Consider the following 15,944-nt stretch of genomic DNA (forward strand, 5'->3'; position numbering starts at 1 on the left):
ATGCCGGTGATCACCGGCGAAGCAGCCCCGTGTCACCCGGCCCACCGTCACCCTGTGGGCATGCGCCGTCCCCTCGCCCTCGCCCCCGTCCTGGCCGCCGTCCTCCTCACCGGCGGCTGCGTCTCCCTCCCGTCCGGCGCACCGCCGCCCCCGCACATGGCCCCGGACGCCGCCCGCACGCCCTCCCCCGTCCCCGCCCCGGGCCAGGCCTCCGCGCGCACCGCCCTCGTCACCACTGCCCCCACCCGGGCACCGCAGCAGCACACCCGAGGCCGCCGCGGCGTCGCGGAGCGCCGTTCCTCGAGCGCCGAGGGGCACTCGCCTGCGCGCGCCCGGACTGCGGCGCGCCCGGACACGGACGCGGCGGCGCGACCCGCACGTCCCGCACCGCCCGGGTCCGCCACGCCCCCGCCGACCCGTCACCGGTCCGCAGCCCCCGCCGCGCCCCGCCACCAGCCCCCTGGGCCGCGGACCACCCAGCCCCGGCCCACGTACGACATGCGCACCGTGTGCGAGTGGTCGCACCAGTCACCCGTGCCCCCTGCCGTACGCGGCCTCTGCGACGCCTACATCCGCTGAGCGACCCGCCTCGCCGTGCGCGAGGACGGCTCCCGCAGCCGGTGCTCAGCCGGCGTGGCGGCGGATCGCGTCGAGGAACCCGTCGATGTCGTCCGGGGTGTGGGAGAACGCGGTGACGAGCCGGACCACTCCATGGCCCCAGCGGCCGTGGTAGAAGGTGTAGCCCTCGGCGAGGAGTCCTTCGACGGCCTGCTGGGGCAGACGGCAGAAGACGATGTTCGCCTGCGGGGTGGCCGACAGGCCGATACCGGGGACGGCCTTGAGGCCGTCGCTGAGCCGCATGGCCATGGCGTTGGCCTGGCGGGCGTTGCGCAGCCACAGGTCGTCGGTGAGGTAGGCGTCGAGCTGGGCGGCGTGGAAGCGCATCTTGGAGGCCAGTTGCCCGGCACGCTTGGCGCGAAAGGCGAGTTCGTCGGCGAGCGCGGGGTCGAAGGAGACGACGGCCTCGACGGTCATCGCGCCGTTCTTGGTGGCTCCGAAGGACAGCACGTCCACGCCGGCCTTCCAGGTCATCTCGGCCGGGGAGGCGCCGATGGTGTCCAGGGCGTTGGCGAAGCGTGCGCCGTCCATGTGGACACGCAGACCGGCGTCCTTGGCGATGGCGCACAGGCGACGGATCTCTTCCAGGGTGTGGACGCTGCCGCTTTCGGTGGCCTGACTGATGCTCAGGACGGACGGCTGCACGGCGTGCACGTCCCCCACCCGGTGACGCACCGCCTGCTGAAGAGCGTCGGGGTCGACCTTGGTGTCGTCGCCGGCCACGGTGACGATCTTGGCGCCGTCGGTGAAGAACTCGGGGGCTCCGCATTCGCTGGTGTTGATGTGGCTGGCGGGGTGGGCCAGCACGCTTCCCCAGGGCCGGGTCAGGGCGGCCAGGCTCAGGGCGTTGGCAACCGAACCGGTGGAGACCAGGAGGACGGCGGTGTCCCGTTCGAAGATCGCGTCCAGCTTGCGGCGCACCTTGTCGGTGAACGGGTCGCTGCCGTACGGCAGAACCTGGCCCGCGGCTGCCTCGACGACGGCCTGGACGATCTCCGGGGACGCCCCGGCCATGTTGTCGCTGATGAATGCGCGGCTGGAGGGGATGGAACCGGTGCTGGTGTCCATGGGCGGGCTTCCTTGGGTGCGGTGCGTGCGCTCATGGTCTGGTCAGAGGGTGAGCAGTTCCTCGTGGAAGCCGCCGAACTCCCGCTCCCGGTCGATGAGATGGATCTCCAGGATCCAGTGGCAGCGGCGCCCTGCCTTGTCGGCGCGCCGTAGCGGGGTGTCGTTGGCCGCAGTGATGTACGACTCCGTGTCGGCGCCGTCGATCCACTCGTGCGGGAACTCGCCGACGAGGTGCCCGGCGTGCCAGCCGCCCAGCTCCCAGCCGGCGTCGGCGGCCAGCCGCTGGACCTCGGCGTACAGCTGCTTGCCGGTGATGTCAGGGGTGCTCTCGAAGAAGTGCTTGCCGGCGGCGAAGATCTTCGGCAGGTCGTCCCGCAGCCGTTTCTTGACCGGGTCGTCGCCGAGGACGAAGGTCCGGCCGAAGTCGGCCTCGTACTCCTCGAAGACGGGCCCGAAGTCGGCGAAGACGATGTCGTCGGCGCCCATCACCCGGTCCGGCGGGTTCTCGCGGTACGGCGCGAGCGTGTTCGGGCCCGACCGCACGATCCGCTTGTGCCAGTGCCGGGTCGTGCCGAACAGCTCGTTCGCCAGGTCCCGGATCCGGTCGCTGACCGCTCGCTCGTCTTCCCCCGGCGCGACGAGCCCGCGCCCCTCGATCTCCGCGAAGAGCCGTTCGGCCTTGGCCTGTGCGTCCAACAGTCGTGCCGCGCGCGTGGGTTCGTCGTCCGCCATGGGGCCGACCGTAGTGATCCGGGCCGCTTCCGGCAACGGGGGCTCCGCCGGCCGGCGGGCGGCTCCGGCACCGATCGGTGTCACGCCCACGTGGTGTAGCCGCCGTCCACGCGGATCTGCTGGATGCCGCTGATGTGCCGGGCGCCGCAGCGGTCCTGGGGCAGGACGAGCTGTGGTCCGGCGCGGTCGAGCGGGGTGCCGTCGATGGTGGCCGCGAGCAGTACGGGGGCGCCGCCGAAGTCGGGGTCGATCTCCGCCCAGGACAGCAGTGCGTGGTGGCCGTCGGCGCCGGACACCGCGATCAGGAAGCGCAGGCGGTCCTTGCGGCGGGCGGGGTCGAAGGCGGGTTGTGCGGCCATGAGGACGTCGTGCAGCAGTGGTCCGGTGAAGCGGTGGTGCCGGACGCCGCTGGTGGCGCACTCGAAGCTGACGTCGGTTCGGTGCTGCGACCAGGCGAGCAGGTCGGGCACCGTCAGCCGGGCCGGACGGGTCAGATCTCCGGTCAGGGCGAGTTCTGCCACCGGGCCGGCGGCCGTACCGGCGGGTGCGAGGGACTGACTCACGGGCTACCACCTCCCGGACGACCGTACCCGAAGCCACTCCTCACTCAAACGCACATGCCAACCAATATTACGGAAGGGCCAGCTTGTGCGATGCATCTGATTCCTCTTTCCTTGCACTTGCGGTGATCAATGATGAGGGGACCGGCCTGTCGTTCTTCATGGTGACGCGCGAAAAACCCCTGCGTCCGCCGTTGTCCCGCGTCATACGCTGACGCCCGCTGTCTGCTGAGGGAGGACATATGGAGATCCGGAGCCTGACCCGTACGGAAGCCGAGCGCCGGGGTGCGTTGTTGACGGTCGAGCGGTACGACGTCGACATCGACCTCACCGGTCTGACCGACGGGCCGGAGGTCCGGTGCGTCTCCACCGTGACCTTCGGCTGCCGGGAGCCGGGCGCGGAGACCTTCGTGGACTGCGCGGCGCAGGTCCGCAGCGCCACACTGAACGGCCGCCCGCTCATCCCCGCCGGGGACGGCCGGATACTCCTGCCCGGCCTCGCCGAGCACAACGTCCTGCGGGTGGAGAGCGTGCAGGCCGACACGGCGACGGGCGCGGGCGTGCACAAGGCGACCGACCCCGCGGACGGCGAGGTCTATGTGTGGATGAGCTTCGAACCGGACGAGGCCCGGTTCGTCTGGGCGTGCTTCGACCAGCCCGACCTGAAGGCCCCGCACGCCTTCACCGTCACCGCCCCGACCGCATGGACCGTCACCAGCAACGCGCAGGGTCCGCGCGTCGAGGAGCTGGCCGGCGCCCGCCTCTGGACGTTCCCAGACACCCCGCCCCTGTCCGTGTACAACACGGTCGTCAATGCGGGACCGTTCCACGAGGTCCGCCGCGAGGCCGACGGCCACGACCTCGGCCTCTACGCCCGCCGCTCCCTCGCCTCGGTCCTCGACCGCGACGCCGACGAGATCTTCACCCTCACCCGTCAGGGCCTCGCCTTCTTCGGCGAGGCCTTCGCCATGCCGTTCCCGCAAGCCAAGTACGACCAGGTGTTCATGCCGGAGTTCGGCGGGGCGATGGAGAACTACGGCTGTGTGACCTGGTCGGACGGCTTCCTGCGGCGGGCCACGCCGACGCCCGCCGAGAGCGAGCTGCTGGCGAAGGTGCTGCTGCACGAGATGGCCCACATGTGGTTCGGCAACATCGTCACCATGCGCTGGTGGGACGACCTGTGGCTCAATGAGGCGTTCGCCGAGTTCGCCTGCCACTGGGCCGCCGAGCGCGCCACCCGGTACACCGACGCCTGGGCGGGCCACCTGGCGGACGGCAAGCTCAGGGCGTACCTCTCCGACCAGGGGCCCGTGTCGCACCCGATCCATCAGCCCATCCACGACGTCGCCCAGGCCGCCTCGATCTTCGACAACATCACCTATCCCAAGGGCGCCTCCGTTCTCCAGCAGCTCATGACGTATGTCGGCGAGGAACGGTTCAGGGCGGGCATGACCTCCTACTTCGCCCGCCACGCGTGGGGCAGCGCCACCCTCCAGGACCTCATCGACGCTCTGTCCGAGGCGAGCGGGCGCGACCTGGACGCCTGGCGCACGGCGTGGCTCGGCACTGCGGGCCCGGACCGTTTCACCGTGGAACGCGACGGCGACACCGTGACGCTGGCGGCGGTGGGCGTCCCGCGCCCGCAGGTGCTGGCCGTGGGCGCGTACCGCAGGAACGGCGAAGCCCTCGAACGCGGGGCGCTGGTACGCGTGGAGGTGACACAGGCCCGCACTGCGCTCACCGGTCTGCCGCCCGAGGCGGACACCGGCCTCCTGCTGATCAACGACGACGATCTGACCTTCGCCACCACCCGCCCGGATCCCTCGACGAGGGAGGCCCTGTTCAGCTCCGCGGCGCAGCTGCCCACGGCCATCTCCCGGGGGGTGGCCGTGGCGACCGTGTGGGACATGCTGACCGCCGGGGAGGCCACGGCGGTGGAAGCCGGGCGGTGCATCACCGCCGTCCTCGCGGCCGAGACGTCCGACGCCGTGATCGAGCCCTATCTGACGCTCGCCGCGAACATCGCCGAACTGTGGGCGCCGCACGACGAGCGCGCCGCACTGACGGCGGCGGTGGCGGCGGTCTGTCGGCGGCTCGCCGCGGACCCCGGCCGCCGCCGGGTCGCCCTGCGCGGCCTGGCCCGCACCGCGACGAGCCCGAAGGACCTGGCGTGGCTGCGGGAACAGGCGGGCGACGACGTGGACCTGCGCTGGCGCGCGCTGGTCCGCGAGGCGGAACTGGGCGGGGACGTCTCGGCCGAGGCCGCCGTGCTCCTGGCCGACGACCCGGATCCCGACGCCTGGGTCCGCGCCCTCACCGTGCGGGCCGCCGTGCCGGACCCCGCCGCCAAGGCGGAGGTCTGGCAGCGGGTGGCGGTGGACCGCGCGGTCCCCGTCAACGCGGTCGGCCAGGTGGCGGCGGCGTTCTGGCGCCCCGCCCAGGACACGCTGCTGGCGCCGTACGCCCAGAGCTATCTGGAAGCCGTCCCGCAGTTGCACCGAGGCGGGATGATCCCGGCGATGGTCTTCGCAAGCCACCTCTTCCCACCGCACGCCGTCGACACCGCGTACATCGAGAAGGCCCGGCAGACGTCCCACGAGGCGGCCCCGGTGGTGCGCAACACGCTCCTGGAACGTTCGGACGCGGTGCGGCGGATGCTCCGTTCCCGAACCCGCACGGCCTGACCGAAGGCCGACTCGGCTTCCACGACGGGGGCGGCGGCGCCGGCTCGCCGGTTGCGGGCAGAGCGCCGCCGGGTCCCCGGTCAGTGCTGTCCTGACGTGCCGTGAGATGTCGTCCGTCGGCGCCGCGTGGGCGTCCGCGTCGCCGGCGGCCGCGAGGCCGAGCCCCATGGCGGCCGGCCGTCGGCCGCTCCCTCACGCCGCGTGTCTCCTCGCACCCGTCGTCCGTACCGGGGCGGCCGTGGGGCGGGCGGCTGCGGCCGGAGTGCGGGCGGGGCGGGCCCGGTAGGTCGTCTTCGTGGGGTCCGTGACGGGCTCGCCGAGCGTGATCCGTCCCGCCGCGTACAGCGCGTCGCACTCGGCGGTGGACAGGGCGACGTAGCAGCCTCCCCACCCGCCGTCGGCGTCCAGCGGCCGCCAGTAGCCGTACACACGGCGTCCGCCGGCGTACTCGGTCACGAACACCGGCGTACGCGGATCGGAGACGATGCGCAGGACGTCGCGGACCTGCGGCTGTGCGGCGGAGGACGGCATCATGAAGGACCTTTCCTGGGCGGGGACATGAGACCGCCTACCCCGCGGAGCGGAAGTTGATCTCACCTGGGGCATCCTTCATCACGGCACTGACAACGGGCCGCCCCCGGCCCTGTTCCGCCTGCGGCGCCTACGCGCGGGCCGGTGATTCCCCTGACTCGCGGGCCCACTTCTCGACGTGGGGCACGCAGGCCTCGGCGAAGTGGTCGTAGTCCTCGGGGGTGTTGTAGACGTGGGCGGACAGCCGGAGGTAGCCGAGCCCGTCGAAGCTGGTGAACGCCGCTTCCACGCCCAGCTCGGCGGTCGCACGGTCGCGCAGGGCGTCCGCCGCGACCCGGCTCGTGCCCAGTCCCTCGGGCAGCCGGACCAGGCGCATACCGGGGACGGGCATCCCGACGTCGACGGGGTCCGCCGGGGTCCCGGTCCGGGCGAAGGCGGCCGCGACGACGTGGGCGCCGTACTCCGCCAGCTCGTCCATGTACCGGCGGGCGGTGTCCCAGCCCCAGGTGTCGTCGATGAAGTCCAGCGCTGTGGGCGCGGCCAGGCAGCCCGTGGCGTCGAGCGTGCCCTGATGGTCGAAGCGGTCCGGGAAGGGTTCGGCGGCGCCCCAGGAGTCGATCAGCGGGTGCAGGTCCGTGCGCAGCGGGCCGCGGGCGACGAGCGCCGCCGTGCCGCGCGGGGCGCACCCCCACTTGTGGAGATTGCCGACCCAGGCGTCGCAGACCAGACCGTCCAGCGGCGCGGCGAGCAGTCCGGGGGCGTGAGCGCCGTCGACGAGCAGGGTGACCCCGCGCCGTGCGGCTTCCGCGCCGACGCGTTCGACCGGCATCAGCCGTGCCGTCGCGGAGGTGATGTGGTCCAGGACGAGGAGGGCGACGTCGTCGTCCACCTCCGCCATCACCGCCTGGTAGGCCTGCTCGGCGTCGGCTGCCAGGGGGATCCGGGCGGTGCGCACGCTCCTCCCCCAGCGGTCTGCCAGCCGCTGGGCGCCCATGGTGACGGCGCCGTAGCCGTGGTCGGTGACCACGATGTCCCCGCCGGGGCGGGCGGCCAGCGCGGCGAAGACGACGCTGGCCCCGGCGCTGGCGTTCGGCACGAGAGCCAGGTCCCCGACGTCGGCCCGCAGGTGACCGGCGAGGGCCGCGCGGGCGGCGGCGATCCGGCCGGGCAGCGACGGGAACCATACGACCGGCGCGCGTTCCATCTCGGCCCGCAGGGCGCTCTGCCGCTGCTGCGCCACCCGCGGGACGGCGCCGAACGAGCCGTGGTTGAGATGCCGCAGCCGGGGGTCGAGCGTCCAGGCCGCCATCGCGGGCCGCCCGTCTGGCAGCACCAACGGCCGGGGGACGGTGCCGACTTCGACCTCGTTCATGGGACTCCGCGTGCTCAGGAGAAGAACGACCGCTGCGCGGGCAGGCCGGGCGTGAAGGAGGACGGGGCGCTCATGACCCGGTCCAGGTCTCTCTTGATGCGTTCGGCCTCGCCACGCACCTGGGCGGGCACATCACCGCGTTCGGTGACGAGGCGATGGTAGATCGGGGTGTCGTCGAAGACGGGGATCACCGGGGCGCTCTGCTTTCATGGACGGTCGCTTCCGAGGCGTCGCCCGACGGCCGGAACAGCAGAACCGCTGACGGCGACAACATCGTATTGTCCCCCATGAGTTCGGCGCGGGTGACCAGGGGACCCGGCGGCCGCGCGCACAGCGCCGTGAACTGGCGATTCCCGTCCCGGACGGCTCGGGCGCACGAGCTGCCTCCCGACGCCCTGCGCCGAGTCCGCGACATCACCGAAGAGGTGGAGAGGGCCACCGTCCGGCCGGCCCCGGTTTGAGCGGCGGGGCCGGCCGGGGTCGGGTCAGCGGGCGAGGAGTTCGAGGGTGTCGACCACGCGGTGGGAGAAGCCCCACTCGTTGTCGTACCAGGCGACGACCTTGATGTGGCGGCCGTCGACGCGGGTGAGTTCCGAGTCGAAGATCGAGGAGGCCGGGTTGCCGACGATGTCGGACGACACCAGCGCGTCCTCGGAGTACTCCAGGATCCCGGCCAGAGGGCCTTCGGCGGCCGTGCGGTAGGCCGCCAGGACCTCCTCGCGGGTCACGTCACGCGCGACGCTCGTGTTGAGTTCGACGATCGAGCCCACCGGGATCGGCACCCGCAGCGAGTCACCGGACAGCTTGCCGTCGAGGTTGGGCAGCACCCGGCCGATCGCCTTGGCCGCGCCGGTCGTGGTCGGCGCGATGTTGACGGCCGCGGCACGGGCCCGGCGGGCGTCGCGGTGCGGCCCGTCCTGCAGGTTCTGCTCCTGCGTGTAGGCGTGCACCGTGGTCATGAACCCGTGCTCGATGCCGGCCAGGTCGTCCAGGACCGCGGCCAGCGGGGCCAGCGCGTTGGTCGTGCACGAGGCGTTGGAGACGATCGTGTGCAGCTCGGGGTCGTAGGCGTCGGTGTTGACGCCGTAGGCCAGGGTGACGTCTGCACCGTCGGAGGGCGCGCTGACCAGCACCTTGCGCGCGCCCGCGTCGAGGTGGGCGCGGGCGGCCTTGGCGGAGGTGAAGCGGCCGGTGGCCTCCAGCACGAGGTCGACGCCGAGTTCGCCCCACGGCAGTTGGCACGGCTCGCGCTCGGCGAGGACCTTGATGCGCCGTCCGTCCACGACGAGGGTGTCGCCGTCGACGGTGACCGGACGGCCCAGCCGGCCGGCCGTCGAGTCGAAGGCGAGCAGCCGCGCGAGAGCCGCGGGCTCCGTGAGGTCGTTGACGGCGACGATCTCCAGGGCGCTGTCGCGCTCCAGAAGCGCACGCAGCACATTGCGTCCGATACGACCGAAACCGTTGATGGCGATGCGAGTCATGAATGGTGTCCCTTCGGTTCAGCACCAGCCTCGCGCGCGACACCCGCCCGCGACCGGGGCGTGAGCGCCAGGGTTCGCAAGGATCTCGCCAGGCCGCCAGGCCAAGGAGTGGGCGCCCGGCGCTCCCCGGCTACTCGCCCCGGGTGAAGGTGCTCCGGTACTCGCTCGGTGTGGTGCCGAGGATCTGCTGGAAGTGCGCCCGCAGGTTCGCCCCCGTGCCGAGGCCTACGTCGTTCGCGATCTGCTCGATGCTGCGCTCGGAGCGTTCCAGCAGCTCGCGGGCCATGTCGATGCGGGCGCGCATCACCCACTGCATCGGTGTGTACCCGGTGTCCTCGACGAAGCGTCGCGAGAAGGTGCGTTCCGAGACCGCCGCGTGCCGGGCCAGCGCCTGCAGGGTGAGGGGTTCGCCGAGCCGGTGCAGCGCCCACTCGCGGGTGGCGGCGAACCGTTCCCCCAGCGGCTCGGGCACGCTGCGCGGCACGTACTGCGCCTGGCCGCCGCTGCGGTAGGGGGCGGCGACCAGGCGTCGGGCCGCGTGGTTGGAGGCGGCCACCCCGAGGTCGCGGCGCAGGATGTGCAGGCACAGATCGATGCCGGAGGCGGCGCCGGCCGACGTCAGCACGCTGCCCTCGTCGACGAACAGGACGTTCTCGTCGACCTTCACCTGCGGGTGCTTCGCCGCCAGCGCCCGTGTGTAGTGCCAGTGCGTCGTGGCCCGTCGGCCGTCGAGCAGGCCGGTGGCGGCGAGCGCGAAGGCCCCCGTCGAGATGGCGGCCAGCCGGGCGCCCCGGGCATGGGCGGCGAGCAGCGCGCCGACGACGGCCTGCGGCGGGTCGTCGCGGTCGGGGAGCCGGTAGCCGGGGATGAAGACGACGTCGGCCCAGTCGAGCGCGTCCAGGCCGTGGGCGACGTGGTACGACAGGCCGTCTCCGCCGGTCACCAGGCCGGGCGCCGCGCCGCACACCCGCACCTCGTAGGGCATGCTCGCGCGGGTCGCGAACACCTGCGCGGGGATGCCGACGTCGAGCGGCTTGGCGCCGGCCAGCACCAGGACGGCGACGCGTTGGAGGCGGGAGGACGACACCCGGGACAGGGTACGGGGGTGCGAACCGCGACCGGTACACCGTCCCGCGTCGGCACAAGCATCGTTCGGGCCCTTGGTACTGGCGCTGGTACGGGAATGCGTACGAGCATGGGCCAGGGTATTGGTATGGACCTGACGCAACGAGATCCTCAACCGCTACGGGCTCACCCTGCACACCTACCGACCGTCTCCCCGCGCGTGGGGGTGGCCCTCTGTCAGGGAGGGCCACCCCCGCTTTCGTCAGCGTTGTGGGGGCACGGGTGGCCGTGGAACGGATCAGGCGCGCTCGGCCGTGCGGGCCCGGTCGGGGGCGCGGCCGGACGGCACGCCCGCCTCGTCGCTGCAACGCGTTGACTCCCGGCTCTGGCCCCGGCGACCAACCCGGCGGTATACAAGCCCAGTTGAACGCAACGACGGCCGGAGTGGACGGCTCGTCGGTGGGCGTGGGCTTCGAGGGGGAGGAACGCGATGCAGCGCGACAAACGCACGGGGGGACGGGCGGGACTGGCCGGTCGTCGCCGAAAGAGCGTCACTTTTCTGGCGGCGCTGGGAGGTTGTGCCCTCGTCGCCGCGTCGGCCGTGCCCGCGGCCGCGCACGGCGCCGGTGGCGGTGGCGGAAGCCGGTATGTGGCGCTCGGCGACTCCTACACCTCCGGCCCCTTCATCCCCCGGCAGGTCGACGCCAACTGCGCCCGCTCCGACCGCAACTACCCGTCACTCGTGGCCGGGCAGCTGCGGGCGAGCCTGTTCAAGGACGTCAGCTGCAGCGGGGCGACGACCGAGAACATGTGGAAACCGCAGGGGACCAACGGCCCGCAGCTCGACGCGCTGAGCCGGAACAGCAGCCTGGTGACCGTCCAGATCGGCGGCAACGACATCGGCTTCGGCTCGATCATCGGCACCTGCGCCCAACTGGCCCCCCAGGACCCGACGGGCAATCCGTGCCAACGCCACTACGGTTCCTCGGGCGTCGACCAGCTCACGGTCGAGATCGCCAGGACGGCGCCCAAGGTCGCGCGGGTGCTGGCGGCCGTGCACGACAGGGCCCCCCGCGCCCGGGTCCTCGTCGTCGGCTACCCCGACCTCCTGCCCGACGACGGCACCAGCTGTGCGCCCGCCGTGCCGTTCGCGACGCGGGACTTCCCCTACCTCCGGGACACCGGCAAACACCTCAACCTGATGCTGCGGCTGGTGGCCCGCTGGAACCACGCCGAGTACGTCGACACCTACGGTCCGACCATCGGCCACGACATGTGCAAGCCCCCGGCGCAGCGGTGGATCGAGCCGTTGCAGCCCGCCTCGCCGGCCGCTCCGGCCCACCCCAACGCCAAGGGCGAGGAGGCGATGGCAGGTGCGGTACTGGAGCGGCTGACCCACGGGCGGCACGACCGCTGACTCCGGCCGACACGGCGGGTGGGCCTTCGGACGGGTGATCGTGCACCCGGAGGTGCCCGTTCGGACCTTTCCCGGCCGGCCTTTGCCTCGGTAGAGAAGGAGGACCGAGGAAAGGTCCGCCATGCGTGCGAACGAACAGCCCGAGAAGGACGTCGGCCCACGGCACGTGCCGAACCCGCCGGGACAGACAGCGGCGGTGGTGCAGCCCGCCACCGCCCCGATGTCCCCGGCGGCGCTCGCGTCCTTGCAGCGCACCGCCGGAAACGCGGTGGTGGCACGGATGGTCGAGGAGCGGCGGGGCGACGCCGCCGCGGACGCCGGGCACGAGCAGGCTGTGCAACGGTCCGCGGTGCACGACGTGCTGCGCTCGACCGGCCGGCCGCTGGACGAGCCGCTGCGCGCCGAGATGGAAGCGCGGCTGGGCAGCGACTTCTCCGACGTGCGCCTGCACACCGGCGCCGCCGCGCAGCGTTCCGCGGCCTCGGTGGGCGCCCGCGCGTTCACCTCCGGCAACCATGTGGTCATCGGCGACGGCGGGAGCGACAAGCACACCCTGGCGCATGAGCTGACCCATGTCATCCAGCAACGGCAGGGACCGGTCGCGGGGACGGACGACGGCACAGGGTTGAGCATCTCGGACCCGTCGGACCGCTTCGAGCGCGAGGCGGAGGCCCGTGCGACCGAAGTCATGCGCGGGGAGGTCGCGGACACCGCGCACACCCCTGCCTCCGTCCCTGCCTCCGCGCCGGGCGGAGCCGCGGGCGGGACGCCGCCCGCGGCGGTCCAGCGCATGAGGTCGGCCACCCGGGCGCATCTCGATCTCCCATTCCACAACGCCGAGTTGGAGGAGACGGGGCAGCACCGGATGGGCGTGCACGGCCGTTTCCTCACACCCACGCCCGAACTGACCCAGGAGCAGGAGCAGGACGGGCGTCTGCGCCGGAAGATCACCCCGGAGCAGACGAAGCAGTACAAGCGGATACAGCAGGACGTGATCGCGAAGGAGGAGGAGCACGGTGGTGACCACTACCCCTTCTTCCACGCTCAGGATCCCCGCATCCGGGTGGCCCAGGACGTCTACAAGCGGGTCTACTCCCGCCATCACGGCGAGGAAGTGCCGGACGACTTCCACTTCCTGAGGTACCCGGGGCCGAAGGACACCGACTATTCGCAGTACGAGAACATCTCGCAGTTCTTCGACGCGGACATGAAGCAGAACGGGTTGATCGACGACAACATCACCCCCACCAAGTCCAACATCATTTCTGCCAACCTGTCTCTGCACGGCGGCCTGAACCACCCGGGCGAGGAGACTTTCCATTACTTCCAGATCGGCAAGGGCCAGACCGAAATCCCCGTGGCAGCGTTCATCACGGACTTCCTGACCAAGTTCGGCCTGGACACCAGCGGGGTGAAGGAACTCTACGAAGAGGCCGAAGGACTCAACGACACGAAAGAAGGCAGCCTCTTCCAGATCCTCGTCCCCAAGGACCTGGCCAATGACGTGGCCTACCTCGCCCATCCGCACGGTCTGCCGCATGACGACGAGCTTCTCGACGACCTCCACACATTGGGCCCCATCCGCTACAACAAGCCCACGGCCGCCTCACTGGAGCAGCCCGAGAGCGAGAGGTCCAAGCTTCCCGTCGGCAACGAGCGCGAGAAGATGAACGACGAGATCACCAGAAACCTCGACGCCGTCCGCGCGGTGTGGAACACCGACGTCCAGGAGCCGTCACCGGTGCCGGGCAGCAAAGTCCTCCCGCCCGGCCCCGGCATCACCGCGGAACAGGTGGAAGCCGCGCGTCCGCAACTCGATGCGCGTGCGGAGCAGCAACAGCAGTGGCATCTCAAGCAGCAGGCCACCGCCCTCCACAACAGAACGCTTGAGCGGTTCCACCAGGGCGCATACGCGCCGACCACCCACCTCGACGACTATGTCAACCATCCGGAGAAGCTGAGCCACCCGGAACTCGCGCGGCAGCGGGAGCTCGTCGAGAAGAACCCCGAGCATTTCCAGGGGCAGGGAAAGAAGAGCCGCCACGAGATGATGCGGGTGGCGAACCGGCAGAACTTCATGCAGGCCCGCGTGCTCCTGTCGAAGAACTTCATGCTGAACCCCAAGAGCGGAATCAAGATCGTCCGGCACACCACCATGGACCCTGAGAACGCCAAGAAATACGAGACGCTGCTCGACAAGTACGTCGAGAAACTCTTCGCCGATCAGACGCCCAAGCAGTAGCGGCGGGTCCTGTGCAACCGGGGGCAGGGCGTACGCCCGCTGAGCGGAGGCGGCCGAAAGGCCCGGTTCCCCGGGCCTGGACGTGGTACCACTGGTACCGTGGGCTGCATGTCGGAGCCCAAAGCGATGAATCTGCGTTTCCCCGACCCTGAGCAGCGGGCCGCCATCGCCGCTGCCGCGAAGCAGGAGGGGGTCAGTCTGCAGGAGTACATCCTCTCGGCCGCCTACGCCCGTGCGACCGCCGTCGAAGCGCGGTTCCTGGAGGGCTTCAAGGAGTCCATGGCCCGCAGCGGCGCGGCGTTCGCGGCCGAACCGAGCGCCGCGGACCCGCGCGCCGAGGAGCGGGCGGCCGAACGAGAAGCGCGGCGGGACCTCGAAAAGCAGGAGCGAGGGCACGCGGCGTGACCCAACCGGACCCCCCGCTGGACGTCACGTTTTTGCTGCATGCCGCCGAGCTGCTCGACGGTGATCCGCAGGTCGACGACTACGGGCCGCTGTACGCCGCGGTCGCGCGGGTCAACGCCCGGGCGCTTGAGCACGACGTCTACGGCTCGCTGCACCTCAAGGCCGGCGCCCTGTTGCAGACCCTGGCGAAGCTGCCGTGCCTGGAGCACTCGAACGAGGCCTTCGCGTGGCATGCCACCGAGGCCTACCTGATCCTCAACGCGCGCAGGCTCGACTACCCGCCCAAGGCGGCCGTCGCGCTCGTGCGCGACGCCGCTTCGGGAGCTCTCGGTGTCGCCCGGATCGCCCGCCAACTACGGGCCTGGTCCGTCGCCTGATCCCTCACGGGGCGACCCGTCGCGGGCACGTCGGACCTCGCCGGGTTCGCGGGCGGGCCGTTACTGTCGCCGGCATGGACCGTGAGCGCCGAGGATGGCTCCCCTGTGTGCTCGGCGGAGCCGTGTTCGCCGTGTGCATGGCGGGTACCACGCTGCCGACCCCTCTGTACGGCCTCTACCAGGACAAGTTCGGCTTCTCCGAACTGACGGTCACCGTGGTGTACGCCGTGTACGCCTTCGGAGTGATCGGCGTGCTGCTGGTGGCGGGCAACGTCTCGGACACCGTGGGCAGACGACCGGTGCTGCTGTGGGGCCTGGGATGCGCGGCGGCAAGCGCCGTCTGTTTCCTGAGCGCCACCGGGCTGGGCTGGCTGTACGCGGGACGGCTGCTGTCGGGACTGTCCGCCGGGCTGTTCACCGGAGCGGCCACGGCATACGTGATGGACCTGGCACCGGCCGGCGGCGCCTCCCGGGCCACGTTCGTGGCGACGGCCGCCAATATGGGCGGCCTGGGCTGCGGGCCGCTGCTCGCCGGGGTCCTCGCGCAGTACGCGGCCTGGCCGCTGTACCTGCCCTTCGCCGTGCATCTCGCCCTGGTCGCCTGCTCGGCCGCGGTCGTGGCGCGCCTTCCGGAGACCGTGCGGGACCGGAGGCCGCCGAGCGCCGTACTGCCGCAGCGGCCCGCTCTGCCGCCACAGGTGCGGACGGTGTTCGGGCCGGCGGCGATCGCCTCGTTCGTGGGGTTCGCGCTGTTCGGGGTGTTCGCCTCGGTCAGCCCCGCATTCCTCGCGCACTCCCTCGACGTGAGCAACCACGCCGTGAGCGGTCTGATCGTCGCGTTGGCCTTCTTCGCCTCGACCGCCGGGCAGTTGGCCGTGGGGCGGGTCGGGGTCGGACGATCGCTGCCCCTGGGGTGCGGGGCGCTGCTGGCCGGGCTGGCGCTGCTCGCGGGCGCGCTGCAATGGGAGGTGCTGCCGCTGGTGGTGCTGAGCGCGCTCGTCGGCGGGGCCGGGCAGGGGCTGGCCTTCCGCGGTGCGCTGTCGGCGGTGGCCGAGGCGTCTCCCGCCGACCGGCGCGCGGCGGTGATCTCGACGCTCTTCGTGGTGGCCTACGCCGGCATCTCGGTGCCGGTGATCGGCGTGGGCGTACTGACGGGCCCGATCGGCCTGGAGGGTGCGGGGCTCGTGTTCATCGCATGCATGGCCGTACTCGTGTCGACCGCGGCCGCCTACCTGCTGCGGCGGCCGGCGCCGACGAGGGCCTGAGACACCAGGGGAGCCCGGCCCGCCACACGCTTGGCTGCGCCCGTACGAGTGGGGTCCATCCGGCGGCGAAGCGACAAGGGGTCGAGCGGCGTTGTGCAGAGCCCATCCGTCTTCACCGGAAAGGTCC

Annotated in this window: 15 protein-coding genes; 7 read left to right on the forward strand and 8 right to left on the reverse strand. The window is 71.8% G+C overall.

Annotated features, from left to right (window positions below; translation table 11 throughout):
- Window positions 1-60 precede the first annotated feature (60 nt).
- Window positions 61-579 (forward strand): hypothetical protein, encoded by a 519-nt coding sequence (locus ACZ5SK_RS07575; RefSeq protein ID WP_334582155.1) that lies wholly within the window; start codon window positions 61-63, stop codon window positions 577-579.
- Between the two features lie 45 nt (window positions 580-624).
- On the opposite strand, the gene ACZ5SK_RS07580 is transcribed toward ACZ5SK_RS07575, so the two are convergent.
- The 3 genes from ACZ5SK_RS07580 to ACZ5SK_RS07590 form a co-directional block, all read right to left on the reverse strand.
- Window positions 625-1,686 (reverse strand): threonine aldolase family protein, encoded by a 1,062-nt coding sequence (locus ACZ5SK_RS07580; protein ID WP_361702510.1) that lies wholly within the window; start codon window positions 1,684-1,686, stop codon window positions 625-627.
- A 42-nt stretch (window positions 1,687-1,728) separates the two neighbouring features.
- Window positions 1,729-2,418 carry a M24 family metallopeptidase gene (locus tag ACZ5SK_RS07585; protein ID WP_468575521.1) on the reverse strand — a complete coding sequence of 230 codons (690 nt, stop codon included), beginning with the start codon at window positions 2,416-2,418 and terminating at the stop codon, window positions 1,729-1,731.
- A gap of 80 nt (window positions 2,419-2,498) precedes the next feature.
- Window positions 2,499-2,981: a molybdopterin-dependent oxidoreductase gene (locus tag ACZ5SK_RS07590; protein WP_334582160.1), complete on the reverse strand. Its 483-nt coding sequence runs from the start codon at window positions 2,979-2,981 to the stop codon at window positions 2,499-2,501.
- A 239-nt stretch (window positions 2,982-3,220) separates the two neighbouring features.
- Here ACZ5SK_RS07590 and pepN point away from each other — a divergent pair, with 239 nt between their 5' ends.
- Window positions 3,221-5,662, forward strand: coding sequence for an aminopeptidase N (pepN, locus tag ACZ5SK_RS07595; RefSeq protein WP_468575522.1), 2,442 nt, complete (start codon window positions 3,221-3,223; stop codon window positions 5,660-5,662).
- A 192-nt stretch (window positions 5,663-5,854) separates the two neighbouring features.
- On the opposite strand, the gene ACZ5SK_RS07600 is transcribed toward pepN, so the two are convergent.
- From ACZ5SK_RS07600 to ACZ5SK_RS07620, 5 genes are all read right to left on the reverse strand, one after another.
- Window positions 5,855-6,196: a hypothetical protein gene (locus ACZ5SK_RS07600; RefSeq protein WP_334582164.1), complete on the reverse strand. Its 342-nt coding sequence runs from the start codon at window positions 6,194-6,196 to the stop codon at window positions 5,855-5,857.
- A gap of 127 nt (window positions 6,197-6,323) precedes the next feature.
- Window positions 6,324-7,565, reverse strand: a complete 1,242-nt coding sequence (locus ACZ5SK_RS07605) for an aminotransferase class V-fold PLP-dependent enzyme (RefSeq protein ID WP_334582166.1) — start codon at window positions 7,563-7,565, stop codon at window positions 6,324-6,326.
- Window positions 7,566-7,579: 14 nt separating this feature from the next.
- On the reverse strand, window positions 7,580-7,756 hold the full coding sequence (locus ACZ5SK_RS07610; protein ID WP_173877633.1) for a hypothetical protein: 177 nt from the start codon (window positions 7,754-7,756) through the stop codon (window positions 7,580-7,582).
- A gap of 294 nt (window positions 7,757-8,050) precedes the next feature.
- Window positions 8,051-9,046, reverse strand: a complete 996-nt coding sequence (gene gap / locus ACZ5SK_RS07615) for a type I glyceraldehyde-3-phosphate dehydrogenase (protein ID WP_468575524.1) — start codon at window positions 9,044-9,046, stop codon at window positions 8,051-8,053.
- 130 nt (window positions 9,047-9,176) lie between these two features.
- Window positions 9,177-10,133 carry a GlxA family transcriptional regulator gene (locus ACZ5SK_RS07620; protein ID WP_334582169.1) on the reverse strand — a complete coding sequence of 319 codons (957 nt, stop codon included), beginning with the start codon at window positions 10,131-10,133 and terminating at the stop codon, window positions 9,177-9,179.
- Window positions 10,134-10,601: 468 nt separating this feature from the next.
- On the opposite strand from ACZ5SK_RS07620, the gene ACZ5SK_RS07625 reads away from it, so the two are divergent.
- The 5 genes from ACZ5SK_RS07625 to ACZ5SK_RS07645 all read left to right on the forward strand — a co-directional run bounded on the left by ACZ5SK_RS07625 (window position 10,602) and on the right by ACZ5SK_RS07645 (window position 15,817).
- On the forward strand, window positions 10,602-11,528 hold the full coding sequence (locus ACZ5SK_RS07625; RefSeq protein ID WP_468575525.1) for an SGNH/GDSL hydrolase family protein: 927 nt from the start codon (window positions 10,602-10,604) through the stop codon (window positions 11,526-11,528).
- A gap of 121 nt (window positions 11,529-11,649) precedes the next feature.
- Window positions 11,650-13,770 carry an eCIS core domain-containing protein gene (locus ACZ5SK_RS07630; protein WP_468575527.1) on the forward strand — a complete coding sequence of 707 codons (2,121 nt, stop codon included), beginning with the start codon at window positions 11,650-11,652 and terminating at the stop codon, window positions 13,768-13,770.
- Between the two features lie 108 nt (window positions 13,771-13,878).
- Complete coding sequence (locus ACZ5SK_RS07635; RefSeq protein WP_180291716.1) at window positions 13,879-14,175, forward strand: type II toxin -antitoxin system TacA 1-like antitoxin; 297 nt, start codon at window positions 13,879-13,881, stop codon at window positions 14,173-14,175.
- Window positions 14,172-14,552 carry a fic family toxin-antitoxin system, toxin component gene (locus ACZ5SK_RS07640; RefSeq protein ID WP_334582172.1) on the forward strand — a complete coding sequence of 127 codons (381 nt, stop codon included), beginning with the start codon at window positions 14,172-14,174 and terminating at the stop codon, window positions 14,550-14,552. Before ACZ5SK_RS07635 ends, ACZ5SK_RS07640 begins: the two co-directional genes overlap by 4 nt.
- 74 nt (window positions 14,553-14,626) lie before the next feature.
- Window positions 14,627-15,817, forward strand: coding sequence for an MFS transporter (locus tag ACZ5SK_RS07645; RefSeq protein ID WP_457494880.1), 1,191 nt, complete (start codon window positions 14,627-14,629; stop codon window positions 15,815-15,817).
- The last annotated feature ends 127 nt before the right edge of the window (window positions 15,818-15,944 follow it).

The sequence above is a fragment of the Streptomyces sp. NPDC031474 genome, from assembly GCF_055581185.1.